Origin of the sequence: Methylocystis sp., assembly GCF_051061285.1 — a bacterium.
Classification (GTDB): Bacteria; Pseudomonadota; Alphaproteobacteria; order Rhizobiales; family Beijerinckiaceae; genus Methylocystis.
Genome location: NZ_JBPFEA010000045.1, coordinates 126472 through 153006 on the forward strand (window position 1 = coordinate 126472; position 26535 = coordinate 153006).

The window sequence follows — 26535 nt, forward strand, 5'->3', positions numbered from 1 at the left end:
GGCCTTGAACCCGTCAAGTCTCCAAGGGGTCAGCCGTGGCCATTCCGTTCCGCTATATCGCCAAGATCGGCGTCTATCTGCTCAAGCAGCACCTCACGGGCGTGCGGCGCTATCCGCTCGTGCTCATGATGGAGCCGCTGTTCCGCTGCAATCTGGCCTGCGCCGGCTGCGGCAAGATCGACTATCCCGATCATATCCTCAACAAGCGGCTATCGGTCGAGGACGCGCTGCGCTCGGTGGACGAATGTGGCGCGCCGGTGGTGGTGGTCGCCGGCGGCGAGCCGCTGCTGCACAAGGAGCTCCCTCAGATCGTCGAAGGCGTCGTCGCGCGGCGTAAATTCGCGATCGTCTGCACCAATGCTCTGCTGCTCGCCAAGAAGATCGACCTCTTCAAGCCGAGCCCCTATTTCACCTGGTCGATCCATCTCGATGGCGACAAGGAGATGCACGACCGCGCGGTCTGCCAGGACGGGGTCTATGAGCGCGCCGTCGAGGCGATCAAACTCGCCAAGTCCAAGGGCTTCCGCGTCACCACCAACAGCACCTTCTTTTCCGACGCCGATCCCGAGCGCGTCGCGAAATTCCTCGACGCGACAACGGCGCTCGGCGTCGACGGGATGACGCTTTCGCCGGGTTACGCTTATGAGCGGGCGCCGGATCAGACTCACTTCCTCAACCGCACGCGCACCAAGGAACTGTTCCGCGCCATTCTGCGTCGCGGCCGGGGCGGGAAGGCTTGGGACCTGACCCAGTCGACGCTGTTCATGAATTTTTTGGCCGGCAATGTGAGCTATCGCTGCACCCCCTGGGGGATGCCGCTGCGCACGGTGTTTGGCTGGCAGCGACCCTGCTATCTGCTCGGCGAAGGCTATGTGCCGACGTTCAAGCAGCTGATGGAGGAGACAGACTGGGACGCTTACGGCGTCGGCAATTACGAGAAATGCGCCGACTGCATGGTGCACTCGGGTTTTGAGGCGACCGCCGTCGCCGATTCGGTCCGTCGGCCCTGGCGAGCCGCCGCCGTCGCGCTCTTTGGGGTGCGCACCGAGGGGCCGATGGCGCCTGACGTTTCGCTCGAGAATCAGCGCCCGGCCGAATATGTCTATGACGAAAACATCGCCAAGCTCTCAGAGATCCGCGAGCACGAGGCGCAGCAACGGGCCGAGCAACGGCCCACAGCGGCTTAGCGAGACGAAGGCGGCGCGGGAGTCGAGGCCTGCCCGAATCATGCCGCCAAGTTGATGCGGCCCGCGGATCAGCTCGCGGGCGACGCCGAAGGCGCGGATGTCGCCTTCAGGCGTCAGCGCTTTGGCGACGAGTGGCGGCAGCGCGCGCGCCGCCGGATCGCTGATCGCGCGCAGCGCGACGAAAGGAATGTCGCGCCGCCGCGCGAATTCTTCGGCAAGATGCGATTCCATGTCGACCGCCACCGCTTGGGCGCCTTCGCGCAGCGCCGCCTTGGCGCCCGGGTTCATCGCCGGCTGGTCGACGCCGATGATGGCCCCCGGCGTAACCTTGCAGCCGGCGGCGGCCGCGCCTTTCATCAGCACTGACGAGAGCCGCGAATGGGTGTCGCGCCGCGCGTCGCCCCCGACGATGGCGTCGGCCACGACGACATGGCCGGGCGCCAGCGCGTAATCCAGTCCGCCAGCCAGTCCAAAGCTGACGACGGCGGAAAAATCGGTTCCGCCGAGCGCATCGAGCGCTTGCCGCAGGCGCCCGACATTCGCGCCGCTGCACAGCGTCGTGACGCCTTCGCCGGCGGCGCAGGCGGCCTCGCGCTTCATGCCGACGATGACGAGAATCGGCGCGAGGGCGCTCAGTTCGGCGGTTTTTCTGCGGCCAGCAGTGCGCGCCATTGCTCCTCCGGCCAAGGGCCGTATCGCTTTATCGGGAAGATGCTTCTAGAGCCCGGCCTGCACGCGCTTGCTGTTGGCGCGCCTCAAATTGCGATAGCGCGCGAGCGCCCAGAGCGGGAAAAATTTTCCATAGCCATGATAGCGCAGATAGAAGACGCGCGGAAAACCCGTCGCGGTGAAACGCGCCTCATTCCATAGGCCGGCGTCGTTCTGCGTCGATTGCAGATAGGCGATCCCGCGCGCGACCGCCGGATGATCGACGTCGCCCGCCGCCATCAGCGCGAGCAGCGCCCAGGCGGTTTGCGAAGCTGTCGAGGGCGATTTTTCATAGCCCTTATAATCGAGCTTGTAGCTCACGAGGTCTTCGCCCCAGCCGCCATCCTCGTTCTGGATCGCGACGAGCCAGCCGACGGCGCGACGGTAAGCGTCATGCTCGTGCGGCAGGCCGACGGCGTTGAGCGCGCACAGCGTCGACCAGGTCCCGTAGATGTAATTCGCGCCCCAGCGGCCGAACCAGCTGCCGTCCTTTTCCTGTTCCTTGAGCAGATAGTCGACGCCGCGCTTGAGACATTCGCTCGAGTCGATCGTATCGCCGAGCTGCGCCAGCATGGACACGCAGCGCGCGGAGACGTCCGCCGTCGGCGGATCGAGCAGCGCGCCGTGATCGGCGAAGGGGATGTGATTCAGATAATGGCATGTGTTGTCGGCGTCAAAGGCGCCCCAGCCGCCGTTCTTCGACTGCATGCCGATGATCCATTCCTTGGCGCGGGCGATGCGTTCGTCATAGGGACGGGAGGCGTCATTCGCGGTGAGGCGATCCATCGCCGTCACGACGACGGCCGTGTCGTCGACGTCCGGATAATAAGCATTGGCGTATTGGAAGGCCCAGCCGCCGGGCCGAACGTCGGGCCGCTGCGCCGCCCAGTCGCCTTTGACGTCGAGCACCTGCAAGGGCGCGAGCCATTCGCAGGCCTGGCGCGCCTGTTCGCGCGCGTCTTCGTCGCCCGTCTCAAGAAGGGTGTGCGCCGTCAGACAGGTGTCCCACACCGGCGAGACGCAGGGCTGGCAATAGACTTCCATATCGGTCACGACGAGCAGCCGCTCGATCGCCTCGCGCGCCTGTTTCTTGCGCTCGTCGGCGTCCGGCGCGCCGAGCACGTCATACATCAGCAGGCTGTTGACCATGGACGGAAAGATGCCGCCCAGTCCGTCGACGCCATTGAGACGCTCGGTCGTCCATTCCATGGCCAGTTCGATCGAGCGCTCGCGCGGGCCGTTGGGCATGTGCGGCTCAATCAAACGCAGAAGCTTGTCGATCTGCCCGAAAATATTCGCCCAGGGCCAGGTCTGGTGTTCGCCCTTGGGCCACACCTTCACCTCTTCCGGCGGCGTCGTGAAGAGTTCGGCGATGTGAATGTTCCTGGGGTTCTTCGCGCGCGGCTTTTTCGTCATCAGCACCAGCAGCGGCACGAGAACGGTGCGGCCCCAATAGGAAATCTTGTCGAGATGGAACGGAAACCACTTCGGCAGCAGCATGATTTCGACCGGCATGACCGGCACGCCGCGCCACGGAATCTCGCCGTATAGCGCCAGCAGCGAACGCGTGAACACATTGCTCTTGGCGGCGCCGCCATAGGCGAGGATCGCCGCGCGCGCGCGCGCCATATGCGGCGCGTCGATGTCCTCGCCGATCATCTTGAGCGCAAAATACGCCTTGACGCTGGTGCTGATGTGGAAAGGTCCGCTCTGAAAGAGCGGCCAACCGCCGTGATCGCCCTGACAGCGGCGCAGATAAACCGCGATCTTGCGCTCGAGTTCCGCGTCGACCGGCTCGGCGCGGAAATGGCGCATCAGCACATATTCAGCCGAGAGGCTGGTGTCGGCTTCGAGTTCGAAGCAGAAATGGCCATCGCCTTTGCCGAGCGACAGCAGCGCGCGCTTGGCGTTCTGAATGCTGGTCTCCAGCGCCTCGCTGGAAACGGCGGTGAAATTAGCGTCGATACGCGCGGCGGCGTTCATTGCAATCCTTTTTGATTTGCGGTCACGCGATGCTGAGCGTCGCGGACTTCGCCGATTCATGATGCGGCTTCACGACGATCTCGACGTCCTGCCCCAGGGCGACGAGAAATCGCATGAGCCGTTCCAGCGAGAACTGCCGGAAATCGCCGTGCAGCAGCTTCGACACGTCCGGCTGCTTGACGCCGAAGAGTTGCGCGGCTTGCACCTGTTTCAACCCGCGCTCCTTGAGCAGCGCTTCGATCTTGCGAACGAGCTGCGCCTTGAGGAGGTGGTCGTCGGGTGGCGCCTTGGGCGCGAGCAAGTCTTCGGTCATCTCGGCTGGGGGATGTATTGGACGCCCGGTTCACGCCCATGCGCATGGGTTATAGTGAATTGCCTATATGGTCAAGTCGCGTCTGGCTCATCGATTGCTACAGGGCAGGGCAAGGGCGCCTGGCGCCGGCGTGGCGCGCGACTTTGTCCGAAAGGTGAGCCGATGGACGAACTCTATGTGATTTGTCGGACAGAGGAGATCGAGGACTCCGAGGCGACGGGATTCGTCCTGATGCGCGCCGAGGAGGGCGGCGACGCCGCCCCCTATCCGATCCTGATCACGCGCAAGGGCAACAATTTCTATGGTTTCGAAAACGCCTGCCCGCATGAAGGCGAGCGGCTCGACGTCAATCCCGGCCACTTCATGGACGAGGAAGGCAATTTCCTCGAATGCGGCAGGCATCATGCGCAGTTCGACATCGACACCGGCCACTGCTTCATCGGCCCCTGTCAGGGCCAACGGCTGACGCCGATCAAACTCGTCGTCGACGAGGGCGACGTCTGCCTCACCGGCGTGCTGCTCGCCGAAGAATGAAAGGCGCTCTATGACCGATATGGCGGAACTGCAAAAACGAAAGCAACCGCTCAATCTCGCGATCGTGCATGTCGATCCCGACGCCTTCATCGCGAATTATGTGCCGTGGCTCGAGATCACGAGTTTCATCACGGCGCTGCGCGCGGGCGACGTCGAGGTTCCCGCCGACGGCGCGACGCCACAGCTGACGCCGCAGCAGATCAAAGGCGCGGCCGCGGTGAATTACGGGGGAGACGCGCTCTTTGCCTTTTGCATGGCCGCGGCGCTGAAAGGCGACAAGGCCGCGGTTGAAAAGGTCGACGCGGCGCTCACCGAGCAGCTCGGCCAGGAGTATCCAGGTTCGACGGCGCTGTGGAGTTTCCGTTCGCCCATCGCCTCGCCGATGAGCCTTGAAGATCATGTCGGGCAGGCCGCGCAGAAAATGCTTGCCGGCGACATCCCGCCGCCGCCCATGCGCGCGCGCGAAAACTGGAACGCCGGCCTGCGCTTCTTCGAAAAGGCGCGCAAATCGAATTTCGTGAACGAGATCGTCTATCCGCTGGCGTTGTGGACGCGCGCCAAATGGACGGAAACGCTGGAAAAGGGCGTCGCCTTCATGGCGCATATCGAGGACAGCGTGCCGGAGTTGCAGGAATGCCTCGCCGAGACGCGCAACGATCAGGCCTTCATCGCCAATATGCTGCTGAAGATGGCGCCCGCGATCGAGACCGATCTAACGGACGAGATGCAGGGATTCCTGCGCTCGCTGTCGCGGCGGGTGTAGGCTGCGCCGTCGCGCCGCGACGATGCGCCACTGTAAAAACTGCCGATGTTTTCGCCGGGCGAAACGAAGTCTTAACCATCGGCCGCTGATGGTCGTTCGAACGGAGCGAGAGGAGTGAGCATGGCTACGAAAACGGATGGCGAACGCGCACTGGCCGATCTCGAGGCCGGTAAGTTTTCTTTCCCGATGGTCGACGCCATCAGGGATCATGTGAATCAGCTGGACGCCGAGCTGCAACGCGCCAGGACGGAGCTGCAGAGCGTCAATTCGCTGCATGAGGGCGTCGTCAACCAGCTCAGACAGCAGGAGTATACGATCCTGCGGCTCGAGGGAGAGCTGCGCAAGCTGAACGCCAGACTCTACGCCCTGCTGAAGGCCAATGTTCTGACGGAGATCGCCCTGCGCGAGACGAAGCGCGGCGCCGTGAAATTTGTCGAACTTCTCCCCGTCGCGCGCAAGCATGCCGAGGAAAGTTCGAAGGCGGCGCTGGCCTATCTTTCGACGATTGATCTCAAGGCCAAGGTCGAGGCGGCGAAGGCGCATCCGCTGACCGAGAAGACGCTCGCCTGGCTGGCGAATCTCGATCTGCGCGCCGAGTGGACGAAGCTGAAGACGCATCCGCTGACGACAAAGGCTATCAGCGAGCTGCGGTCGGCGCTTCTCAAGGCGAAGGACAATCTGCCGGTCGTGCAGAAGCGGATCGCCGCGCTCGTTGAAAAGGCGACGGCCTATATTGCCGAGCTGCAAAAGAAGGCTGCGTAAATCCGACGACGGGCAGGGCGCAAAGTGCGCCCGCTCGCTGGCCGCGCGCCTATCCGCGTGCGAGTCGAAATCGAACCGACACGGGCCTTGCGGCCCTACGGGTTAAGTCCGTGAGCGCAAGTCTGTGCGCGCGACTGCAGTTCGCATTCACGCTGGCGCCGACGCGCGCGCCGGCTTTACCGCTCCGACATCGACCTGAATCTCGTCACCCTCGACGCGAAGCGCATAGGGGTGGAGCGCATTGCGGACGAGATGCGTCACGCATTTGCCGCTTGTGCTGTCGAACCCCCATTGGTGGTGCGGACAAATGACGGTCTGGCCGTTGAAGGTCGCCTCGCTCAACGGCATGTCCGCATGCGGACAGCGCCCGCGATAGGCCCTGAGTTCGCCGCCTGTCGGCCAGACCAGAAGCACGCTCTTTTTGCCGGCGTGAAAGAGGCCCATGCCGCCTTCGCTCACGGCGGAGGTGTTACAGATCGCGGTGAACGCCATCGTGACCGCCTTCAGAAGATCAACTTCTGAAGGCGGTAGCAAATTGCAGACCAGGGAAAGTGCGGCGACAAGCCGGGCGCGCAACTACGAGACAGCGGTCGCATGGCGGAGTCGAACCGGCGCGGCCTTGCTGCCGCCCGGTTACGCCTCACTGCGGCGAAGAGAAGGTTATTGTGAGCGGATCGTTAAGGCTTGCGCACTGGTCGTAGGGCTGCACCGTACCCGACGGATAGCCGCAGTAGTAGAGACCGTTGCCAGTTTGTGTTCCCATGGGATTGCTGCCGCCGTCGCTCATCGGGCTGAAGAACGCCTGATAGCAGCTCGTCCCCAAATTGCCTTTGCAGTTCTGGAGAGTCGGCGCGAGCGAGCTGTAGCCACATTCGCTTGGATAGTTTGCAGTTCCCAAAGAGGGCGTCCCTCCGCAGGTGAAGGTGGCGTGGCCAGCGCTGCAGGAGACTTGAACGCCGAAATTGTAATTTGCGGTCCCCTGACTGGCGCAATACCCCGGCGATGAAGTTTTATTCTGCTGGTTGGCAGGGTCCACCTGGATAGGATTCAACTGGGACACGTTGTAGCCGGACTGTACAACGCCGTAGTCATAATAGGTGCAGTTCGGAAGCCATTGCGGGTCGTTGCAGGCGACGCCATTCGCGTCCACATTTCTCGGGATCACGCTGATGTCATATCCGAGCCCGGAACCCGTGCCGGAGACTTCGATTATCGTCATCGGTTGCAGAGAGGCAGGCGTACAACCTGTCATCGACTGGGTGTTAGCGCAGACCTTGTTTTGCGCCGAAGGCCAGCTCACCGAGCCAGTGCAGGTCGCGCCTTGAGGAACGATCAAGTTGTTATTCGAGTCAGAGGTGCATCCGCCGGAAAAGGAAACTCCCGGGAGCAGATTCGATCCTGTCGGGCCATAGGCTCCGACGATTATTTGCTGCCCGACATTGTTGATGAAATTCACCTGAGCGCTGACATTCTGCGCGTGGCCGAACCGGGTGAAGCAAATCAGCGCGCCCATGATCGCAGCGAGTTGAAACAGCGATCGTGAAAATGAGGATGTATCGTTTCTCATTTCATCGTCCTACGTCTTTGAAATTAAAAACTCGAAAGCGCCGAAACGGAGCGCCGACGATAAACGGCGGTTCTGTCGAGCTTAAGCTAATGGCTCTCGGTAGCGCTTGTCTAGGCAGATCCCCTGCAGAGATGTGGAATGCTAATCTCAGCGATGGCGCTAGACAGGAAAGACGCTTGCGTGGTGCGGGCGGCCGGAATCGAACCGGCACAGGCCTTGCGGCCCTACGGATTTTAAGTCCGTTGCGTCTACCAGTTTCGCCACGCCCGCGGAGCGCTCGTTTATAGGGGCGCTGACCCGACGCCGCCAAGCGGATTATATGCGCCGTCGTCGCCGGCCCTCGGGCTTGGCGTCCGGCGCGCCGATCGGCGCCTGAAACGACAGGCCCGTGTCCCAGGGGAAGAAGATCCAGGTGTCCTGCGAGACTTCGGTGACGAAAGTGTCGACCATCGGCAGGCCCTGCGGCTTGGCGTAGACAGTGGCGAAATGCGCATTCGCCAGCGTGTCCCGCACGGCTTTCGCCGTGGCGCCGGTGTCGACGAGATCGTCGATGATGAGCACTTCGGAGCTTGGCCGCGCGAGAATCGTGTCGGTCAGAGGCTTGAGCACCTGGATCTCGCCCCGCTCCGTTTCCTCGTGATAGCTGGCGACGCAGATGGTTTCGATGACCCTTATGCCGAGCTCGCGCGCCACGATCGCCGCGGGCACCAGACCGCCGCGCGTCACCGCCACAATCGCCGAAAATCCGCCGATAGAAGCGAGACGCCAGGCGAGCGCGCGCGCGTCGCGGTGAAAAATGTCCCAGGAGACCGGAAAGATCTTGTCGGACCCGTACATCAGCTTCAAGCCTCCCACGATCACGCCGTCAGCGCGCGCTTTCCTTCGACAGCGACGCGAGCATCGCGCGCGCCGCGGACGTCGCGCGGGCCAAGAGCGCCGCGTCGCGACTGCGCAGCACAATCTGATTCCTGAATCCGGCGCTCGTAAAGGACGGATAGGAGCCGACGCTCACGCCATCATGGCCGCGCGCGATCGCTTCCAGTCCCGCGGCGTAGGCGCCTTCCGGAACGCCGTAAGCTTCGATTGTCTCGACGAGCACCGGCGGGCCGGCCGCGAGCCGCGGCCCGACCACGTCCATCATATTCTGCATGATCATCGGCACGCCGGCCATGACGATGACATTGCCGATCCAGAATCCCGGCGCCTTGGATATGGCGTTGAAAATCAGCTCCGCGCCCTTTGGAATGCGCGCCATCCGCCGGCGCGCCGAATTCAGCTCCGCCTCGGAAAAGCGCTCGCTGAGCAGCGCAATAGCGCGCGGATCCTCGCCGATGTCGACGTCAAAGGCGCGGGCGACCGCGTCGGCGGTGATGTCGTCATGGGTCGGCCCGATGCCGCCGGTCGTGAAGACATAGGTGTAGCGGGCGCGCAGCGCATTCAGCGCCTCGACGATCGCCTCCGTCTCGTCGGGCACGATTCGCGCCTCGCGCAGATCGACGCCGATCTGCGCCAGATAATTCGCGATATAGCAAGTGTTCACGTCCTGCGTGCGGCCGGACAAGATTTCATCGCCGATCACGAGAACCGCCGCGCTTGCCGGCCTGTCGCCCGCCGTTTCTTGCGCCATTACCGGCCTCCCTGTCGCTGATTATGACCATGGCGGCCGTGAACGCCAGCCCTGGCGCTCATTCCGCAGCGGCGGGCGCGACCAGGGTAAATTGCTCGACGGCGGCGGCGATGCGGCGCAGCAGGCCCAGGCAGGCCACAATGAAGATGACGTCAAGGGCGGGCGAAGCGAGGCTTGCCTCCTGCAAAATCTGCCCGAGCGCGCTCAGCAGGCTGACGCTTGAATAGGTCGAGAGGCCATTGCGGCCGAGCAGCGTGAAAAATGGAAAAAGCCGCGTTTGGCTCAGCGCCGCGGTGATCTTCGAAAAATGAAGCACATAAGCGAGGGCGACGAAATCGACGATGCGGACGACGCCGAGATCCGTCTTGTCCCAGTCGAGATAGCGCCCTGCGGCGTCGACAAGCCCGGGTGCCAAGCCGAATGCATTGGAGACGACGAGCGTCGAAACGATGGTGAAGGCCAAAGCGATTCGATGGGCGATGGCGTGATAAGGCACCCCCCGCGTTTTGAGCGCGCCGCCGCAGTAGATCCCCAGGGCGAACATAAATTGCCAAGCGAATGGATTGAAATACCAGTAGCCGGGCTCGGGCCAGGTGGGAACATTGACCCCCAGCAAGCGCGCGGCGGCATAAACCGCGGCCGAGGCCGCAAGCATGCGCAAACCGCCGCGCGAAGCGCATGCGAAGAGCGCCGGCGCAAGCGCGATCAGCACGACATAGAGCGGCAATATGTTGAAGTAAGCGACTTGGTGACTGAGCGCGAGAATGCCGACGACGCCTCGCGCCGGGTCGGCGAAAGGCGCGGCGCGGCTGTTCTCGGAGCCGATGAAATCCCAGGGCGTGAAATAGCTCGCGACGCCATAAAGCGCCAACGCCGCCGCGGTCAGACCGAGATGGGCGCCGTAAAGGCGCAGGGCGCGGCCGTAGAGCGAAGCCGCGGCGTCTAAGACATTGCGCCTGAATTTTTCGCCATAGGCCAGGGCGATCGAAACGCCCGAAAGAAAAACAAAGCCTTCGGCTGCATCGGAAAAGCCGAAATTGCGCGGCGTGATCGCGCCGAGCACATTGCCCGGGATGTGATTCACCAGGATGATGGCGAGGGCCGCGCCCCGCCAGAAATCTATCCCCTCGACTCGCTTTCGCTGCACCCGCTTTCCACGCCCTTTTGTGCCTGCGCCCGTGGCGCGGTAGCAAGCCGCATGCTTCCTTTGATAGTGAATCGCGGCTGTCCCGCCAAGACCGCGCTGCGCGCTTTCCAGCGGAATCGTGGGCGGCCTCCCGCGGCAGCCTTGCGTTGCCGCCTCAAACCATTACCTTGTCGAGCATACCCTTCGCCCAGGAAAGCCGAGCCGCCACGTTACATGACCTTTATCGAATCTCATCTCGCGCCCGCCGCGCGCAAAAGCGGACAGATCAAGCTGCATGGTCCCAAAGATTTCGAGGGCATGCGCGCCGCGGGCCGGCTGACGGCGGAGGCGCTGGACATGCTGGTTGAACACGTTCAGCCGGGCGTGACGACGCAGGCGCTCGACGATCTGGTCTTCGACTTCGCCATGGCGCATGGCGCCTATCCCGCGCCGCTCGACTATCGCGGCTACCGGAAGTCGATCTGCACCTCGATCAACCATGTCGTCTGCCATGGCGTGCCGGACAACAAGCCTTTGCGCGAAGGCGACATCGTCAATATCGACGTGACGTTCATCCTCGACGGCTGGCACGGCGACGCCAGCCGTATGTTCGCCGTCGGCGAAATTCCACGACGGGCGCAGCGGCTGATCGACGTGACCTATGAGGCGCTTGAGCGGGGCGTCGCCGCCGTCAAGCCTGGCGCGACGACCGGCGACATCGGCGCGGCGATTCAGCACTATGCCGAAAGCGAGCGCTGTTCGGTCGTGCGCGATTTTTGCGGCCACGGGCTCGGGCGCGTCTTCCACGACGAGCCGAATATTTTGCACTATGGCGTCAAGGGCGAGGGCGTCGAGTTGCGGCCGGGCATGTTCTTCACCATTGAGCCGATGATCAATCTCGGCCGTTCGCAGGTGAAAATATTGTCGGACGGCTGGACCGCCGTCACCCGCGACCGCTCTCTTTCCGCGCAATTTGAACATTCCATCGGCGTCACCGAAACGGGCGCGGAAGTCTTCACCAAGTCGCCGGCGGGGCTCGACAATCCCTCTGCCGCGCGCGCCGACGCATGAAGAAGGCGGCTGACGCCGCTTCCAGCGACGGCTCAGGCCTGCGCGAGTCCGCGCCCCACTATCACGGTCACCGGCAGCGACTGCGCGATCGCTTCATGGATGCCGGCGAAGCGGCGCTCGCCGATTACGAAATGCTGGAGCTGCTGTTGTTTCGCGCGATCGCGCGCCGCGACGTGAAGCCGCTCGCCAAGGCCTTGATCACGCGCTTCGGCTCCTTCGCCGAGACGGTGGCGGCGCGGCCGGAGAGACTGCGCGAACTCGAAGGCCTCAGCGAAGCGGCGATCGTCGAAATCAAGCTTGTGGAAGCTGCGGCGAAACGCCTTGCGCGCGGCGCCCTGCAGAAGCGTCCTGTGCTCTCCTCATTCATGGAGGTGCTCGACTATTGCCGGACGGCGATGGCTTTCGCCGAGCGGGAGGAGTTCCGCATCCTGTTCCTCGACAAGCGCAACGCGCTGATCGCCGACGAAGTCCAGGGCGTCGGCACCATCGACCATACGCCCGTCTATCCGCGCGAGATCGTCAGGCGTGCGCTGGAGCTCGGCGCGAGCGCGCTTATTCTGGCGCACAACCACCCTTCGGGAGATCCGACGCCGTCGGCGGCGGACATCCGCATGACAAAGGACATCGCCGCGATCGCGCAGCCGTTCGGCATCACGGTCCACGACCACCTCATCGTCGGCCGCCATGGCCATGCCAGCTTCAGAGGGCTGAAGCTCATTTGACGCGAAGTCCGTGCACAGGCGTCAGGCTTGACGCGACACTTTCAAAAGCGGGCTGAGCGTATTGTCCTATTTCGTCACGCCGCTGATTATCGCCACTGCGCTCTTCATGGAGCAGCTCGACGGCACCGTGCTCGCCACGGCGCTGCCGGCGATGGCGGCCGATCTTCACGAAGATCCGGTGGCGCTGAAACTCGCGCTGACGTCCTATCTTCTATCGCTCGCGGTCTTCATTCCGCTTTCGGGCTGGGCGGCGGATCGCTTTGGCGCCCGGCGCGTCTTTCGCGCGGCGATCATCGTCTTCACCTTCGGCTCCATTCTCTGCGGCCTGTCCAATTCGCTCGGCGCGATCGTGGCGTTCCGGATCGTGCAAGGCCTCGGCGGCGCGATGATGACGCCGGTCGGACGCCTCGTGCTGCTGCGCACCGCGCCGCGCCACGAACTCGTGCGCGCCATGGCCTATCTCACCATTCCGGCGCTCATCGGCCCGATGATCGGCCCGCCGATCGGCGGCTTCATCGCGACGTATTTTCACTGGCGCTACATCTTCTGGATCAATGTCCCGATCGGCGCGCTCGGCGTCATGCTCGTCACGCGCTTCATTCCGAATATGCGCGAGGAATGGACGCCGCCGCTCGACCTCGCCGGCGCGATCCTTTCAGGCGTCGGCCTCTCTTGCCTGGTCTTTGGCTTTACGATCGCGGGGCGCGGCTTCGCGCCGGCGCCGGTCGTGGTTTTGATCGTCGCGCTCGGCGCAGGGGCGCTCTTCGCTTATATCCGCCACGCCAAACGCACGCTCTATCCGATCGTCGACCTCGATCTCCTGCAGATCCCGACGTTCCGCGCGGCGGTCTTTGGGGGCTTTCTGTTTCGCGTTGGATTGGGCGCAACGCCCTTCCTGCTGCCGCTGTTGTTGCAAGCGGGCTTCGGACTCTCCGCTTATGAAGCGGGACTTCTGACGTTCGTTTCGGCGGCGGGCGCGATGGCGATGAAAACGACCGCGCAGCCAATCCTGCGGATGTTCGGCTTTCGGCGGGTGCTGATCGTCAATGCGCTTATCTGCGCCGGCTTTCTCGCTTTTATCGCCACTTTTACGGCGGCGACGCCGCATCTGTTCATCATGGGCATGCTGCTCATCGGCGGCTTCTTCCGTTCGCTGGAGTTCACCGCGCTCAACGCCCTCGCCTACGCCGATGTCGATCAGGAGGCGATGAGCCGCGCGACGAGCTTCGCCTCCGTCGCGCAGCAATTGTCGCTGTCGACGGGCGTCGCGATTGGCGCGGCGGCGCTGGAGGCGACGCGCGCGCTGCGCGGCGGCGGCGCGCTGCAGGCCGCGGACTTCGCGCCGGCCTTCATTGTCGTGGCGTTGATCTCGATGTTTTCGGTAATGAGCTTCCTGCCGCTCGCGCCCAATGCGGGCGACGACCTGACCGGGCGCCGAAAACGCGTGTAACTTGCCTGACAAGCGAGGGCTGAGAGGTCTTGTCGATGAGGATCGCGAGCGCCAGATCGACTGAAAGAGGACCTTATGTCGAACGCAGCCCAAGACTTCATCGCCGGGCTCTCGAAGGCGGAGCTTCACCTTCATATTGAGGGAACGCTCGAACCCGAGATGGCCTTCGCGCTCGCCGAACGCAATGGCGTCAAGCTCCCATACGCTTCGGTCGAGGCGATGCGGAAGTCATACGATTTCCAAAACCTCGCGGACTTTCTCGATCTCTATTATCAGGCGACGCAGGCGCTCTTGACCGAGCGAGACTTCTACGATCTGGCGCGCGCATATCTCGACCGCGCCCGCGAGGAGAACATCCGCCACGTTGAAATCTTTTTCGATCCGCAGGCGCATACGCGCCGCGGCGTTCCTTTGGGCGCAGTCGTGGAGGGATTGAACGCAGCTCTGAACGACGTCGCGCGCGAGGGCGGGCCGACGTCGCGGCTCCTCATGTGCTTCCTGCGGGATCTCGATGCGGCGGACGCCATGGCCACGCTCGAAGCGGCGCGCCCCTGGCTCGCTCGCATGACCGGGGTCGGACTGGATTCGGCGGAAGCCGGAAATCCGCCGGGCAAGTTCACCGAGGTTTATGAGCGCGCCCGTTCGCTCGGTCTGCGCGCCGTGGCGCATGCGGGCGAAGAAGGACCCGCCGCCTATGTCTCCGAAGCGCTTGATCGCTTGAAGGTCGAACGCATCGATCACGGCGTTCACGCGATCGATGACGCAGCCCTGGTTCAGCGGCTCGCGCGCGAGCGGGTTCCGCTGACCGTCTGTCCGCTGTCGAATATACGCCTTCGCGTCTATCCCGATATGCGCGCGCATCCGATTCAGCGGCTCTTCGAGGCAGGCGTCGTCGTGACCGTCAATTCCGACGATCCGGCCTATTTTGGAGGCTATGTGAACGAGAACTACCGCGCGATTCAGCAGGCTTTCGCATTAGGAGCAGCCGAGCTGACGCAGTTCGCAAAAAACAGTTTCGCCGCCTCGTTTCTTTCTGACGATGACAAGAAAGAGCGGATCGCCGAGGTCGAGGCCTATGCGCGTGCGCGTGGCGTGTAGCCGCGCCGCCTACTCGAAGCGCCGCCCGCGAAACCCTGTCGCCAGCACATAGAGCTCGGCCGAACCCGCACGGCTCGCCGCCGGCTTGACGTGGCGCACCGTCGCGAAATCGCGCTTGAGGCGCGTGAGCAGCTGGCCTTCGGTTCCGCCCTGCAGCACCTTGGCGATGAAGAAGCCGCCTTCCGCCAACACGTCGCATGCGAAATCAGCGGCAAGCTCGGCCAGCGCGACGATGCGCAGATGATCGGTCGCCCGATGCCCAGTGGCGTTCGCGGCCATGTCCGACATCACGCCGTCGGCGTCACCTCCCAGCATTTCTCTGATGAATTCCGGCGCGTCGGGATCGTTGAAATCCTTCACCGCGAATTCGACGCCGTCGACCGCCTCCATGTCGAGAAGATCGACGGCGACGACTTTGCCCTTGCCCTCTTTCGCCTTCACATGCGCGGCGGCGACCTGTGACCAGCCGCCCGGCGCGGCGCCAAGATCGACGATGCGGCCGCCCGGCTTAAAGAGATGATAGCGATCATCCATCTCGATGAGCTTATAGGCGGCGCGCGAGCGGTAGCCCTCGCGCTTGGCGCGCGCGACATAGGGATCATTGAGCTGGCGTTCCAGCCATAGCGTCGAGGAGAGCGACCGCTTGCGCGCGGTCTTGACCCGCGTCTTGAGCGATCGTCCGCCTTCGCGCCCCGACTCTTTCGTCACGCGTGCACCTTGTCGCGCGGGCTAAAGACGCCGCCGGGCGCCGGCTCCATGACGATGTATCGATCGTGGAAGGCGTGCAGCGTCGACCGATGGCCGATCGAGACGATCGTCGTGGCGGGCAGCCGTTCGCGCAGCATGGCGTAGATCTCTTCTTCGAGCTGTTCGTCGAGCGCCGACGTCGCTTCGTCGAGGAAAAGCCAGTCCGGCTTGGCGAGAAGCGCGCGGGCGATGGCGACGCGCTGCTGCTCGCCGCCTGAAAGCCGCTGACCCCAGTTGTTTTCCTCGTCGAGGCGCTCCACGAAAGGCGCAAGCCGCGCAGCGCGCAATGCCTCCTGCACGTCAGCGCGCGAGTAGTCGTCGACGTGGCCCGGATAGACGATGGCGTCGGCCAGCGCGCCCATCGGGATGTAGGGCCGCTGCGGCGCCAGCATCACCTTCGCGCCGCGCGGAGTCAGCACCTCGCCCGAAGCATAAGGCCAGATGCCGGCGATGGCGCGAAACAGCGTCGACTTGCCGGAACCCGACGGGCCGGTGAGCAGCGCCGACTGGCCGGCGGCGAGCGTCAGATCGTCGACCGTCACGATCTGGCGTCCGTCGGGCAAGGCAAGCGTCAGCCCGCGCAGGCGAATATCAGCGCCGTCCGTCGGAGAGACAATCTGCGTCGCGGACATCTGCCGGCGGGCGGTATCGATCGCGTGGTCAAAGGACGACAAGCGGTCGAGCACGGACTTAAAATTGGCGAGAGAGGTGTAATAGCTGATGAAGAAGGTCAGCGCGCTCTCCACCCGCCCAAAGGCGCTCGCCGTCTGCGTCATGACGCCGAGCGTAATGCGCCCGGCGAAATAGAAGGGCGCCGTGATCACATAAGGAATGATCGGCGACAACTGTCCGTAGGTGGAGGTGAACACCATCAGCTGCTTGCGCTTCTGCACGATCGCCAGATAGTTGACGATAATGCCGGCGAAGCGCCGGAGCAGCGCGCCGCGCTCGGCGGGCTCGCCGCCGAGCAGCGCGATCTGCTCGCTATATTCGCGCATGCGGGCCAGCGAAAAGCGGAAATCGGCCTCGCGTCTCTGCCGGTCGAAGTAGAGCCCGGTGAGAGTGCGGCCGATAAGATGCGTCACCAGCGTTCCCACCGCCGCATAGATCAGCACCGCCCAGAACAGGAAGCCGGGAATATAGATCTCCGTTCCGGGCAGCGGATAATTGCCGGAAAGATCCCACAGCACATAGGCGAAGGAAACGAGCGAACTCAAGGTGGAGATCATCAGGATCGAATAGGTGTAGACGCCGTAGCCTTCTTCCCCGCCGCTGATGAAGCGATTGACGTCTTCGGCGATACGCTGGTCGGGATTGTCAGCGCCGCTCCCGGCGAGCGCCATCCCGTAATGCGTGTGCGCGCCGAGCCAGCGCTCGATATAATGTTCCGTCAGCCACCGGCGCCAGCGGATGATCAGCATCGACTGCAGAACGAATTCGATGATCACGGAGGCGACGTAAACGAAGGCCCATGGCGTGAACACGAAGAAGAGCTGCCGCCAGAACTCGGCAGCGTTCTTTTCTTGAATGGCGTTGTACCAGTCACGATTAAAGAAGGACAGGCGGACGGTGATGCCGACCTGTCCTTGATTGAGCAGCACCAGCACCACCACCATGGCGATGGCGATCGCGCTCTCTCGCGCCGCAAAGGGCTGGAATGGCCAGACGCGCCCTTCGCCACGATCGCGCGAACTGAAATAAAGATCGGCGATGCGCGTCATCTCCCGCACGACTGCAAGGTGCGAGATCGCGTAAACGATGATCGAGAACACCGCCACGGTGAGCGGCATGGTTTCGGGCGGCGCATAGTCTTTCATCGACTCCGGCCATAGGCCTTCCGCCTGGGCGAGGCCGACGAGTCCGAAGACGATCGTCTCCGTTGAAAAAATGAAGGCGAAGATTTTCAGGAAGCTCGACATGTCGGCCGCGCGCCATGTCGTATAGGCGCAGAGCGCCGCCGCGGCGACGAGGACGAATAGGCTGGAGTCGCCCTTATGGGCGCCGACCAGCGCGGTAAGCGCCGCGAAGACCGCGACCGCCACGCTCAATTTCCGCATCTTTCACCTTGGATGTGAGAAGCCGTTCGGCTCGCCGCGAGCGCGTCGCCGGCGATTGCCGTCTAGCCCCATGATAGAGGAGTCAGTCCTCTTCAGGAATGACCGCGTCGCCATTGACATGCGCGACAAGCACGGGCGAGGCCTTAAAGGTCAGCACACGGCGCGACGTTATCGTGGCCTCGACGCCAGTTTTGGGATTGCGGCCAATGCGCTCACGCTTGGCGCGCACGTTGAAAGTCCCGAAAGAACGCAGTTTTACGGATTCGCCGCGGAGCAAAGCTTCGCTGATCTCGTCAAAAGTCGCGTCCAGGATTTTGCGGGCTTCGGCGCGGGACAGCGACGGGCAACAGCCATAGACGGCTTCTCGCAGCGCCGCCCGCGTCAAGGTGCTGCCTGGAGCGGTTCTCCTTACCATGAGAAGAGAGCGCCCAATGATCGTTCTGTCGGGACTGGGCTGAACACAACTCCCCCTCGAAGCTTCTGGCAATCGCAACATGGCAATAAATGGGCGCTGAACCCATGGCCTCATAGTACGCATAAATAACCGATTTGCAAGGGCGATCACGTGTTCTACGTCCCGGTGAAACGACCGGGCGCTGACCTGCGGGCGGGCGATCGCGGAACCCTCAAACGGCGAGTTTCACCTTGTGCTGCGCCACCGGGATCATGGCGCGAATTTTACGAATGCGGTCGACGTCCACATAGGACGATACGAGCCCCGGCCCTTCGGAAGCCTTGGCGACGACTTGGCCCCATGGGTCGGCGATCAGAGAATTGCCGTATGTGAAGCGCGTCTCATGCCCGGCCTTATGCGCGCCCGTTTGCGCCGGCGCGCAGAGATAGGCCTGCATCTCGATCGCGCGCGCGCGGCACAGCACTTCCCAATGGTCCTTGCCGGTCACCAGCGTGAACGCCGCCGGCAGTGCGACGATATCCGCGCCCTTATCCGCGAGCGCCTGGAAGAGATATGAAAAGCGGAGGTCGTAACAGATCGCGCAGCCGACGGTGACGCCCTCGCAGTCATAGGTGACGACGGAGTCGCCCGGCTTGAACGCGGCGCTCTCGTGATATTTCGCCCCGTCCGGCGCCGTGATGTCGAACATGTGGATCTTGCGGTAGCGCGCCACCTCCTCGCCCTCGCGGTTGAAGGCGACGCTGGTGTTGTGCAACCGCTCCTCGCCAGGCGCTTTTTCAAGAATCGACCCGGCGTGTATGAAGACCTTGTGCTCGCGCGCGAGCGCCTGGCACATTTGATAGGCGGGACCGCCCGGCAGTTCCTCGGCGGCGGCCATCTTCTCGGCGCGCGAGCCGCCGATGAAATCGAAGACCTCAGGTAGACAAATCCAGTCCGGACGCTCCTGAACAACGGCGCGCTCAATCAAAGCGCGGGCGTTGGCGAGGTTCAAGGCCTTGTCGCCAACGGAATTCATCTGAACCAGAGTAACCTTCATCGACCGCCCGATTGTTTCGCCGTTGCTCCCGCGACTCACAGTCGCATCCTAACGAATAGCGCCGCTCGCTCATTATACGTCGCCGGCGCCGAAGGTATAGGTCGAATCGCGTTTAGCGCGACAACGTCGCCGATCGGTTGAGATCGCGAAAGCCGGCGCGCAACGCTGCAATGCAAAATTCGATCATTTGCGCGCTCGTCGGAGTCGGGCGATCGGCGCACTCGACCATCAGTCGCGGGTGGCAGTAGCGAATACAGGCGGCATGCACCAGCCGCGCCGCGAGCTGCGCATCGCCGTCAGCGAATTCGCCGCTCTCCATGCCAGAGCGAATGACGTGCTCGAGCGCGGCGTCGATTCGGTCGATGTGATCCGAGATGATCGGCCAATTCTCGTCCAGCGCCGCTTCCACCATGTCGTGGAGCTTGCGGTCGGCGACGTAGCGCTCGGCGTTCATCGCCTCATTGGACAGAATGAGCGCGCGCAACCGGTGTTCCGCCGAACCAGGCCCATGCGCGATGCTCTGCGCCGACTGTTCGACTTCGTTCATCAGATGGCGGGCGACAGCGGCGTTGATTTCCGATTTGGCGCCAAAGAAGCGATAGACATTCGCCGGCGACATCCGCAATTCGCGGGCGATATCGGCGACCGTGGTCTTTTGGAAGCCGATCTCGCGGAAGAGCCGCTCTGCGGTGGCGATGATTCTCGCGCGCTGCTCGGTCTCGCGCGCGTTCTGCGCGCTCGCTCCCATCACGCTCATTCGGCCGCTCCCCTCGCAAGCCCGTCGGCCAGAGTCTGGGCCCGCACGCCCTTGGCTTCGGCCAATCCCTCGCCAAGATGACGGCGGAACCATGTCGCGTAAAGCGCCGGCAGGAACAGAACGGTAAGAAAAGTGGCGACAAACAGCCCGCCCATGATGGTCAGCGCCATCGGCCCCCAGAAGGCGGAGCCCGACAGGGGAATCATGGCGAGAATCGCCGCGAGCGCCGTCAGCGCGACAGGACGCACCCGCCGAATCGTCGCGCCGATGATCGCCTCACGATATTTCTCGCCGCGCTCGAGGTCTTGTCGCACCTGATCGACGAGAATGATCGAATTGCGCATGTCCATGCCCGAGAGCGCGATGAGGCCAAGCAGCGCGACGAAGCCGAACGGCGCGTGAGCGACATTGAGCGCGAGCGATGCGCCGATGACGCCGAGCGGCGCGCTCATCATCACGAGCGCGACGCGCGTGAAGTTCTGCAGCTGAAACATCACGATGGTCAGCATGACGAGGCCGACGAGCGGAAAAACCGCAAAGATCGACGCGTTGCCCTTTTTCGATTCCTCGATCGCGCCGCCCATTTCGATGCGATAGCCCGGCGGAAGATGCTCGCGAATCTGCGCAAGCTGCGGCCAGATGCGCATCGTTGCGTCCGGCGCCTGCACGCCGTCCTTGACGCCGGAGCGCACCGTGATGCTCATGTCGCGATTGCGCCGCCAAAATATCGGCTCTTCATGGTCGTAGACGATCTTCGCGACTTGCGAGACCGTCACCGCCTTGCCGTCGCGCGCATAGATCACCATGTCGCCGATCCTCGAGAGATCGCCGCGCTCCTGAGGAATGGCGCGCGCGACCACTTCGACCTGATCGATCCCGTCGCGCAAGGTCGTGATCGTCACGCCGGAAATCGCCAGACGCAGTCTGTTCGACACATCCTGCGGCGTCAGCCCGAGGAGCCGCGCGCGATCCTGATCGATGACGAGGCGCACGCGCGGCGTCTGCTCGTTCCAGTTGAGATGCGGATCGTCGACGCCCTCGTCGCCGCGCATCACGTCGCGCACCTGATAGGCGATGGCGCGGACGGTCGCCGGATCGGAGCCGACCACGCGAAACTGCACAGGAAATCCCACCGGCGGTCCGTAATAGAAGCGATCGACGCGCGCGCGGGCCTGCGGCAAAGCGCCGTTGGCGATGGCGGTCTCCAGCTTCTTCTTCAAGCGCTCGCGCGCCTCGATGTCCTTGGCGACGATGACGATCTCGGAATAAGCTTCGTTCGGGAGCTGCGGATTGAGGCCGAGCCAGAACCGCGGCGGCCCCTGTCCGACATAGCTCGTGTAGAGGGCGGCGTCCGGATCGTCCTTGAGGAGCGCCTCGGCCTGTTTCGCGGCCTCGAGCGAAGCGCCGATCGACGAACCTTCGGGAAGGCGCAACTGGAGGAAGAGCTCCAGGCGCTCGGCATAGGGGAAGAACTGCTTCGGCACGACGAAGAAGCCGAAGACAGCGAGCGCGAAAACGCCGATCACGCCGGCGATCACAACGCCGCGATAGTCGACCGCCCAGGTGACGACGGCGCGGAGCCAGCGATAAAAGGGCGTCCGATAGATCTCGTCCGGATCGTGATGCGCATGCAGCTTGGCGAAATCGGGAAGCAGTTTCACGCCGAGATAGGGCGTGAACATCACCGCGACAAACCATGACGCGATCAGCGCGACGAGCAATACCCAGAACATCGAACCCGTATATTCGCCGACTGCGGAATTAGCGAAGCCGACAGGCAGAAACCCTGCGGCGGTCACCAGCGTGCCGGTCAGCATCGGAAAGGCCGTCGAGTCCCAGGCGAAGGTCGCGGCTTTGATCCGATTGAAGCCTTGCTCCATCTTCACCATCATCATCTCGACGGCGATGATCGCGTCATCGACGAGAAGGCCGAGCGCAATGATCAGCGCGCCAAGCGAGATGCGCTGGAGATCGATGCCGAGCGGCCCCATGAAGATAAAAACGATGGCGAGCACCAAAGGCACGGAGAGCGCGACGACGATGCCGGTCCGAAAGCCGAGCGAGACAAAACTCACGCCGAGCACGATCACCAGAGCCTCGATGAACGAACGCGTGAATTCGCCGATCGCCTCCTCGACGACCTTCGGCTGATCGGCGACCTGGTCGATGTCAATGCCGACCGGCGTCTTGTCGCGTATCTCCTGGACCGCTGCGCCGACGTTCTCGCCGAATTTGAGGACGTTGGCGCCCTTTCCCATAACGACGCCGACGACGATACCCGGCTGGCCCTTAAAGCGCGCGAGAAAACTCGGCGGGTCTTCGAAGCCGGCGTAGACATTGGCGATGTCGCCGAGGCGGATCACCTTGCCGTTCGCTTCGATCGGAATCGCGGCGATCGCGTCGGCGCCTTTAAGATCGCTCGTCACCTGAACCCGCACGCGGTTCGACGACGTCTCGAAAACGCCGGCGTCGTTGATGGCGTTCTGCTTGGCGAGCGAATCGAAGACAGCCTGAGGCTGGATCGCCAGGCTCGCGAGCTTCGCCTCGCTGAATTCGACAAAGATGCGGCGTCCCTGATCGCCATAGACGTCGACTTTGATCACATCCTGGACGGCGAGCAGCCGTTGGCGCAGCGTCTGGACCACCTTGTCGAGGACATGATAGTCGGCGCCGTCGCCGGTCACCGCATACATCACCGTATCGACGTCGCCATATTCGTCGTTCACTTGCGGGCCGCGCACGCCGGCGGGAAGCGTCGGCGCAATGTCGTCGAGCTTCTTGCGCAACTGATAGAAGAGCTGCGGCACGTCCTTTGGCGGAGTCGTGTCCTTGAAGGTCACCTGCATCGCCACAAAGCCGGGCTTGGTATAGCTCTCGATTTTGTCGAGGAAGGGCAGCTCCTGAAGCTTCTTCTCCATCAGATCAGCGACCTGATCGCGTATCTCGGTGGCCGTCGCGCCCGGCCAGGAGGCCGTGACGACGGCGACCTTGATGGTGAATGACGGATCCTCGGCGCGTCCCAGCCGCATGTAGGAATAGGCGCCGGTCAGACTGATCGCGATCATCAGAAACAGCATCAGCGTCGGCCGTTGAACGGCCCAGCGCGAAAGGTTTACGCCAGCCATGGCCGGAGCCTCAAAGCGATTGCCGCGAGATCACGCGGACTTTTGTGTTGGGATCGAGCTTGTGGACGCCGAGGATGACGATGTTGTCGCCGTCCTTGACCCCGCCGGCGACAAGCGCGGCGTCGGCCTCCAGGCGCACCAATGTCACCGGAACGAGCTGCAAGTTCCCTTCGCCGTCAACTTTCCAAAGCGAGGGTCCAGCGCCCTGATTGTAGATCGCCGAGAGCGGCACGCTGACGACGGGCTGTGCATCCGAAGCGGAAATGTGCAGCGTGGCGCTCATTCCCAGCGCGACGGCGGCATCCGGGTTAAGGATAGAGAAGCGCGCCGCGAAGGTGCGGGTGACCGGATCGGCGGCGGGGCTCAGTTCGCGCAGCTTGGCGCGATACACTGCGCCGGGCTTCGACCAGAGCGTCAAGGTCGCCTCGCCCTTTCCAGCGGCGGCCGCGAACGCCTCCGGCAGCGCGACGGCGGCTTCCAATTCGCCGGCATGGGCAATGCGCACGGCAGGCTGCCCCGCCGCGACCACTTGCCCCGGGTCGACCAGCGTTTGCGTGACGACGCCGTCCGCCCCGGCGCGCAGCATGGCGTAGTCCAGCGCGTTGCGGGCGAGCTCGACCGCGCGTTCGGCCCGTCGGAACCGCCCGCGCGCCTCCTCGCCGCTGGCGCGCGCGCGATCGAGCGCCGCCTGCGCGGTCCAGCCCTTGGCGCGCAGTTCGGCGGCGCGCCTTTCATCGGCGACGGCCTGAGTTCGCGCCACCCGCGCCGCGGCGAATTCGGCGTCGGACTGCTCCTTCTGCAGCCGCAGATCCTGCTCGTCGAGCGCCGCGATCGGGTCGCCAGCCTTCACCCGCTGACCAACTTCGACAAAGCGCTTGACGACCTTCCCGGCGATGCGAAAACCTTGGTCGGACTCGACCCTGGGGCGAATGGTGGCGACAAATTCGCGCGCCTGCGATTGCGCGGCGTAGCGCGCCGGCGCGACCAGCACCGGTCGCTCGCCCTGCTCGTTCTCTTGGGCGGCCCGCTCGCCCTTGCCGTCACAGCCGGCGAGCGCCGCGGTCAGAACTGCGGCAAGCGCACAAAGACTCGAGCGATAGTTGAGCATTGAAGCCTGTCCATTGACGCCAGAGCCGCATTGAGTTCCTCCTGACGATTTTCAATAATCGTCAGTCGTCAGCAGTTGGTCAATAGGTAAAGACAAATTTTGTTGAAGCGAAATCTTGTTTCAGGCGCTGGCTAAACCGGCGTGGCCCGCGACGGGGACGCGCCCCTGCGCAGCCCGGACGCCTTGTCGCAAGGAAATGATTCTTCTATACGCGGCCTGCTCTTGCGGCCGGGTGAGCGCAACACAATCTTGGGAGAGCTAAGCGTGAAGGATCGCGCGGCGGGCTCATGGCGAGCCGCCGTCCTTCGCCTTTTGAACCGGACCGCTTCGGGGTTCGGCGTTCACCAGCGAAAGGAAACGATATGGGCAAAATTATCGGCATCGACCTCGGCACGACCAATTCCTGCGTGGCCGTCATGGAAGGGTCGAGCCCCAAGGTCATTGAAAACGCCGAAGGCGCCAGGACGACGCCTTCGATTGTCGCCTTCACTGACGACGGCGAGCGCCTCGTCGGCCAGCCCGCCAAACGTCAGGCGGTGACGAACCCCGACAAGACCTTCTTCGCCATCAAGCGACTTATCGGCCGCACTTACGACGACCCGATGACCAAGAAGGACATGGGTCTCGTCCCCTACAAGATCGTCAAGGCGAATAATGGCGACGCCTGGGTCGAGGCGTCCGGCAAGCAATATTCGCCTTCGCAGATTTCCGCCTTCATTCTGCAAAAGATGAAGGAGACGGCCGAGGCCTTTCTCGGTCAGACGGTCACGCAAGCCGTCATCACCGTCCCCGCCTACTTCAACGACGCTCAGCGCCAGGCCACCAAAGACGCCGGCAAGATCGCCGGGCTCGAGGTGCTGCGCATCATCAACGAGCCCACCGCGGCGGCGCTCGCCTATGGCCTCGACAAGAAGCAGTCGGGCACGATCGCCGTTTATGACCTTGGCGGCGGCACGTTCGACGTGTCGATCCTGGAGATCGGCGACGGCGTCTTCGAGGTGAAGTCGACGAACGGCGACACGTTCCTCGGCGGCGAAGACTTCGATATGCGCCTCGTCGAATATCTCGCGAGCGAGTTCAAGAAAGAGCAGGGCATCGACCTCACCAAGGACAAACTCGCTCTGCAGCGCCTCAAGGAGGCCGCCGAAAAGGCCAAGATCGAACTCTCCTCGGCGACGCAAACCGAAATCAATCTGCCTTACATCACCGCCGACGCCACCGGGCCCAAGCATCTGACGCTGAAGCTCACGCGCGCGAAATTCGAAGCGCTCGTCGACGATCTCATTCAGCGCACGGTGGAGCCCTGCCGGAAAGCGTTGAAGGACGCCGGCCTGTCGGCGGCGGACATCGGCGAAGTGGTGCTTGTGGGCGGCATGACCCGTATGCCCAAAGTGCAGGAGGTCGTGAAGCAGTTTTTCGGCAAGGAGCCCCACAAGGGCGTCAATCCTGACGAAGTCGTCGCCATCGGCGCCGCGGTGCAGGCGGGCGTGCTGCAGGGCGACGTGAAGGACGTGCTGCTGCTCGACGTGACGCCGCTATCGCTGGGCATCGAGACGCTCGGCGGCGTGTTCACGCGCCTCATCGACCGGAACACGACGATCCCCACCAAGAAGAGCCAGGTGTTCTCGACGGCCGAAGACAATCAGACCGCCGTCACCATCCGGGTCTTCCAGGGCGAACGCGAGATGGCTGCGAACAATAAGCTGCTCGGCCAGTTCGACCTCGTCGGCATTCCGCCGGCGCCGCCCGGCATGCCGCAAGTGGAAGTGACCTTCGACATCGACGCGAACGGCATCGTCAATGTCACGGCGAAAGACAAGGCGACGAACAAGGAACAGCAGATCCGCATCCAGGCCTCTGGGGGCCTCAGCGACGCCGACATCGACAAAATGGTCAAGGACGCCGAGGAGCACGCCGCGGAAGACAAGATCCGCCGCGAACTCGTCGACGCCAAGAACCATGGCGAGGCCGCGATCCACGCTGCGGAGAAATCCGTCGCCGAATTCGGCGACAAGGTTTCGGCCGCGGACAAGAGCGCGATCGAAGCCGCCATCGCCGCGCTGAAGAGCGCGGTCGAGGGCGACGACGCCGACGCGATCAAGGCCAGGGCCAACGAATTGAGTCAGGCCTCGATGAAGCTCGGCGAGGCGATGTATAAGGCGCAGCAGGCTGAGGCTTCGGGGACCGGCGCATCCGAGGAGGAGCCCAAGGACGACGTGATCGACGCGGAGTTCAAGGACGTCGGCGACGACAAGAAGTAAGCCGGGACTGGCCATAGCCGCTCCGATGCGGTAGCGAAACGGGAACCCGGCGCGAATACGCCGGGTTTCCTTGCGTTCATGTGATCGCGGCCCAGGGCCCGCCGCCGCACCATCAGAA

The 26535-nt window shown here is 63.4% G+C and carries 24 protein-coding genes and 1 tRNA gene; 9 read left to right on the top strand and 16 right to left on the bottom strand.

Features of this window, described 5'->3' with window-relative positions:
- Nucleotides 1-35 precede the first annotated feature (35 nt).
- Entirely contained in the window at nt 36-1187 is a 1152-nt protein-coding gene (gene hpnH, locus ACR65T_RS15995) for an adenosyl-hopene transferase HpnH (protein ID WP_434497421.1), read from the top strand.
- Here hpnH and ACR65T_RS16000 read toward each other — a convergent pair.
- The 3 genes from ACR65T_RS16000 to ACR65T_RS16010 are packed head-to-tail and all read right to left on the bottom strand — an operon-like array spanning nt 1128 to nt 4191.
- A complete protein-coding gene (locus tag ACR65T_RS16000; protein ID WP_434497422.1) occupies nt 1128-1859 on the bottom strand; it encodes a phosphorylase in 732 nt (243 codons plus the stop codon). The genes hpnH and ACR65T_RS16000 overlap by 60 nt on opposite strands.
- Before the next feature lie 45 nt (nt 1860-1904).
- Complete coding sequence (gene shc, locus ACR65T_RS16005; RefSeq protein WP_434497423.1) at nt 1905-3878, bottom strand: squalene--hopene cyclase; 1974 nt, start codon at nt 3876-3878, stop codon at nt 1905-1907.
- A gap of 22 nt (nt 3879-3900) precedes the next feature.
- A complete protein-coding gene (locus tag ACR65T_RS16010) occupies nt 3901-4191 on the bottom strand; it encodes a helix-turn-helix domain-containing protein (RefSeq protein ID WP_434497424.1) in 291 nt (96 codons plus the stop codon).
- 162 nt (nt 4192-4353) lie between these two features.
- Between ACR65T_RS16010 and ACR65T_RS16015 the strand changes: the two genes are divergently transcribed.
- The 3 genes from ACR65T_RS16015 to ACR65T_RS16025 all read left to right on the top strand — a co-directional run bounded on the left by ACR65T_RS16015 (nt 4354) and on the right by ACR65T_RS16025 (nt 6250).
- Complete coding sequence (locus ACR65T_RS16015) at nt 4354-4725, top strand: Rieske (2Fe-2S) protein (protein ID WP_434497425.1); 372 nt, start codon at nt 4354-4356, stop codon at nt 4723-4725.
- A gap of 10 nt (nt 4726-4735) precedes the next feature.
- The gene (locus tag ACR65T_RS16020; protein ID WP_434497426.1) at nt 4736-5488 is read left to right on the top strand and encodes a hypothetical protein; all 753 of its coding nucleotides are present in this window, start codon (nt 4736-4738) and stop codon (nt 5486-5488) included.
- Nucleotides 5489-5608: 120 nt separating this feature from the next.
- Entirely contained in the window at nt 5609-6250 is a 642-nt protein-coding gene (locus ACR65T_RS16025) for a hypothetical protein (protein ID WP_434497427.1), read from the top strand.
- A gap of 147 nt (nt 6251-6397) precedes the next feature.
- Here the strand turns inward: ACR65T_RS16025 and ACR65T_RS16030 are convergent, their stop codons facing one another.
- From ACR65T_RS16030 to ACR65T_RS16055, 6 genes are all read right to left on the bottom strand, one after another.
- Nucleotides 6398-6742 carry a Rieske (2Fe-2S) protein gene (locus tag ACR65T_RS16030; protein WP_434497429.1) on the bottom strand — a complete coding sequence of 115 codons (345 nt, stop codon included), beginning with the start codon at nt 6740-6742 and terminating at the stop codon, nt 6398-6400.
- 148 nt (nt 6743-6890) lie between these two features.
- Nucleotides 6891-7817 carry a hypothetical protein gene (locus tag ACR65T_RS16035; RefSeq protein ID WP_434497430.1) on the bottom strand — a complete coding sequence of 309 codons (927 nt, stop codon included), beginning with the start codon at nt 7815-7817 and terminating at the stop codon, nt 6891-6893.
- Between the two features lie 181 nt (nt 7818-7998).
- Nucleotides 7999-8087, bottom strand: a tRNA-Leu gene (locus tag ACR65T_RS16040).
- Between the two features lie 45 nt (nt 8088-8132).
- Complete coding sequence (gene gpt, locus ACR65T_RS16045) at nt 8133-8654, bottom strand: xanthine phosphoribosyltransferase (protein ID WP_175093272.1); 522 nt, start codon at nt 8652-8654, stop codon at nt 8133-8135.
- 28 nt (nt 8655-8682) lie between these two features.
- Complete coding sequence (locus tag ACR65T_RS16050) at nt 8683-9444, bottom strand: competence/damage-inducible protein A (protein WP_434497431.1); 762 nt, start codon at nt 9442-9444, stop codon at nt 8683-8685.
- 58 nt (nt 9445-9502) lie between these two features.
- Nucleotides 9503-10591, bottom strand: coding sequence for an OpgC family protein (locus tag ACR65T_RS16055; RefSeq protein WP_434497432.1), 1089 nt, complete (start codon nt 10589-10591; stop codon nt 9503-9505).
- A 213-nt stretch (nt 10592-10804) separates the two neighbouring features.
- On the opposite strand from ACR65T_RS16055, the gene map reads away from it, so the two are divergent.
- The 4 genes from map to ACR65T_RS16075 all read left to right on the top strand — a co-directional run bounded on the left by map (nt 10805) and on the right by ACR65T_RS16075 (nt 14911).
- On the top strand, nt 10805-11641 hold the full coding sequence (map, locus tag ACR65T_RS16060) for a type I methionyl aminopeptidase (RefSeq protein ID WP_434497433.1): 837 nt from the start codon (nt 10805-10807) through the stop codon (nt 11639-11641).
- A complete protein-coding gene (gene radC / locus ACR65T_RS16065; RefSeq protein ID WP_434497434.1) occupies nt 11638-12363 on the top strand; it encodes a RadC family protein in 726 nt (241 codons plus the stop codon). The genes map and radC overlap by 4 nt, the downstream gene beginning before the upstream one ends.
- A 61-nt stretch (nt 12364-12424) precedes the next feature.
- Nucleotides 12425-13813 carry a DHA2 family efflux MFS transporter permease subunit gene (locus tag ACR65T_RS16070; RefSeq protein ID WP_434497435.1) on the top strand — a complete coding sequence of 463 codons (1389 nt, stop codon included), beginning with the start codon at nt 12425-12427 and terminating at the stop codon, nt 13811-13813.
- A gap of 75 nt (nt 13814-13888) precedes the next feature.
- Complete coding sequence (locus ACR65T_RS16075; RefSeq protein WP_434497436.1) at nt 13889-14911, top strand: adenosine deaminase; 1023 nt, start codon at nt 13889-13891, stop codon at nt 14909-14911.
- Between the two features lie 9 nt (nt 14912-14920).
- On the opposite strand, the gene ACR65T_RS16080 is transcribed toward ACR65T_RS16075, so the two are convergent.
- From ACR65T_RS16080 to ACR65T_RS16110, 7 genes are all read right to left on the bottom strand, one after another.
- On the bottom strand, nt 14921-15619 hold the full coding sequence (locus ACR65T_RS16080) for an RlmE family RNA methyltransferase (protein WP_434497437.1): 699 nt from the start codon (nt 15617-15619) through the stop codon (nt 14921-14923).
- Nucleotides 15616-17715 (bottom strand): ABC transporter ATP-binding protein/permease, encoded by a 2100-nt coding sequence (locus tag ACR65T_RS16085; protein ID WP_434497438.1) that lies wholly within the window; start codon nt 17713-17715, stop codon nt 15616-15618. The genes ACR65T_RS16080 and ACR65T_RS16085 overlap by 4 nt, the downstream gene beginning before the upstream one ends.
- 82 nt (nt 17716-17797) lie before the next feature.
- Nucleotides 17798-18130 (bottom strand): integration host factor subunit alpha, encoded by a 333-nt coding sequence (locus ACR65T_RS16090; protein WP_124737291.1) that lies wholly within the window; start codon nt 18128-18130, stop codon nt 17798-17800.
- Nucleotides 18131-18341: 211 nt separating this feature from the next.
- Nucleotides 18342-19166 (bottom strand): carbon-nitrogen hydrolase family protein, encoded by an 825-nt coding sequence (locus ACR65T_RS16095; protein ID WP_434497439.1) that lies wholly within the window; start codon nt 19164-19166, stop codon nt 18342-18344.
- Nucleotides 19167-19278: 112 nt separating this feature from the next.
- Complete coding sequence (locus tag ACR65T_RS16100; RefSeq protein ID WP_434497440.1) at nt 19279-19923, bottom strand: TetR/AcrR family transcriptional regulator; 645 nt, start codon at nt 19921-19923, stop codon at nt 19279-19281.
- Entirely contained in the window at nt 19920-23048 is a 3129-nt protein-coding gene (locus ACR65T_RS16105; RefSeq protein WP_434497441.1) for an efflux RND transporter permease subunit, read from the bottom strand. Before ACR65T_RS16105 ends, ACR65T_RS16100 begins: the two co-directional genes overlap by 4 nt.
- Before the next feature lie 10 nt (nt 23049-23058).
- Nucleotides 23059-24156: an efflux RND transporter periplasmic adaptor subunit gene (locus tag ACR65T_RS16110; RefSeq protein WP_434497442.1), complete on the bottom strand. Its 1098-nt coding sequence runs from the start codon at nt 24154-24156 to the stop codon at nt 23059-23061.
- Between the two features lie 362 nt (nt 24157-24518).
- Here ACR65T_RS16110 and dnaK point away from each other — a divergent pair, with 362 nt between their 5' ends.
- Nucleotides 24519-26417, top strand: a complete 1899-nt coding sequence (dnaK, locus tag ACR65T_RS16115; protein ID WP_434497443.1) for a molecular chaperone DnaK — start codon at nt 24519-24521, stop codon at nt 26415-26417.
- The last annotated feature ends 118 nt before the right edge of the window (nt 26418-26535 follow it).

Excerpts from the sequence above, each read along its gene's own strand:
- shc (WP_434497423.1), bottom strand. The coding sequence starts at position 3,878 with ATGAACGCCGCCGCGCGTATCGACGCTAATTTCACCGCCGTTTCCAGC.
- ACR65T_RS16095 (WP_434497439.1), bottom strand. The coding sequence starts at position 19,166 with ATGAAGGTTACTCTGGTTCAGATGAATTCCGTTGGCGACAAGGCCTTG.
- ACR65T_RS16015 (WP_434497425.1), top strand. The coding sequence starts at position 4,354 with ATGGACGAACTCTATGTGATTTGTCGGACAGAGGAGATCGAGGACTCC.
- ACR65T_RS16020 (WP_434497426.1), top strand. The coding sequence starts at position 4,736 with ATGACCGATATGGCGGAACTGCAAAAACGAAAGCAACCGCTCAATCTC.
- ACR65T_RS16110 (WP_434497442.1), bottom strand. The coding sequence starts at position 24,156 with ATGCTCAACTATCGCTCGAGTCTTTGTGCGCTTGCCGCAGTTCTGACC.
- ACR65T_RS16000 (WP_434497422.1), bottom strand. The coding sequence starts at position 1,859 with ATGGCGCGCACTGCTGGCCGCAGAAAAACCGCCGAACTGAGCGCCCTC.
- ACR65T_RS16030 (WP_434497429.1), bottom strand. The coding sequence starts at position 6,742 with ATGGCGTTCACCGCGATCTGTAACACCTCCGCCGTGAGCGAAGGCGGC.
- dnaK (WP_434497443.1), top strand. The coding sequence starts at position 24,519 with ATGGGCAAAATTATCGGCATCGACCTCGGCACGACCAATTCCTGCGTG.
- gpt (WP_175093272.1), bottom strand. The coding sequence starts at position 8,654 with ATGTACGGGTCCGACAAGATCTTTCCGGTCTCCTGGGACATTTTTCAC.
- map (WP_434497433.1), top strand. The coding sequence starts at position 10,805 with ATGACCTTTATCGAATCTCATCTCGCGCCCGCCGCGCGCAAAAGCGGA.
- ACR65T_RS16090 (WP_124737291.1), bottom strand. The coding sequence starts at position 18,130 with ATGGTAAGGAGAACCGCTCCAGGCAGCACCTTGACGCGGGCGGCGCTG.
- ACR65T_RS16085 (WP_434497438.1), bottom strand. The coding sequence starts at position 17,715 with ATGCGGAAATTGAGCGTGGCGGTCGCGGTCTTCGCGGCGCTTACCGCG.
- ACR65T_RS16025 (WP_434497427.1), top strand. The coding sequence starts at position 5,609 with ATGGCTACGAAAACGGATGGCGAACGCGCACTGGCCGATCTCGAGGCC.
- ACR65T_RS16075 (WP_434497436.1), top strand. The coding sequence starts at position 13,889 with ATGTCGAACGCAGCCCAAGACTTCATCGCCGGGCTCTCGAAGGCGGAG.
- ACR65T_RS16035 (WP_434497430.1), bottom strand. The coding sequence starts at position 7,817 with ATGAGAAACGATACATCCTCATTTTCACGATCGCTGTTTCAACTCGCT.
- ACR65T_RS16105 (WP_434497441.1), bottom strand. The coding sequence starts at position 23,048 with ATGGCTGGCGTAAACCTTTCGCGCTGGGCCGTTCAACGGCCGACGCTG.
- ACR65T_RS16010 (WP_434497424.1), bottom strand. The coding sequence starts at position 4,191 with ATGACCGAAGACTTGCTCGCGCCCAAGGCGCCACCCGACGACCACCTC.
- ACR65T_RS16100 (WP_434497440.1), bottom strand. The coding sequence starts at position 19,923 with ATGAGCGTGATGGGAGCGAGCGCGCAGAACGCGCGCGAGACCGAGCAG.
- ACR65T_RS16050 (WP_434497431.1), bottom strand. The coding sequence starts at position 9,444 with ATGGCGCAAGAAACGGCGGGCGACAGGCCGGCAAGCGCGGCGGTTCTC.
- radC (WP_434497434.1), top strand. The coding sequence starts at position 11,638 with ATGAAGAAGGCGGCTGACGCCGCTTCCAGCGACGGCTCAGGCCTGCGC.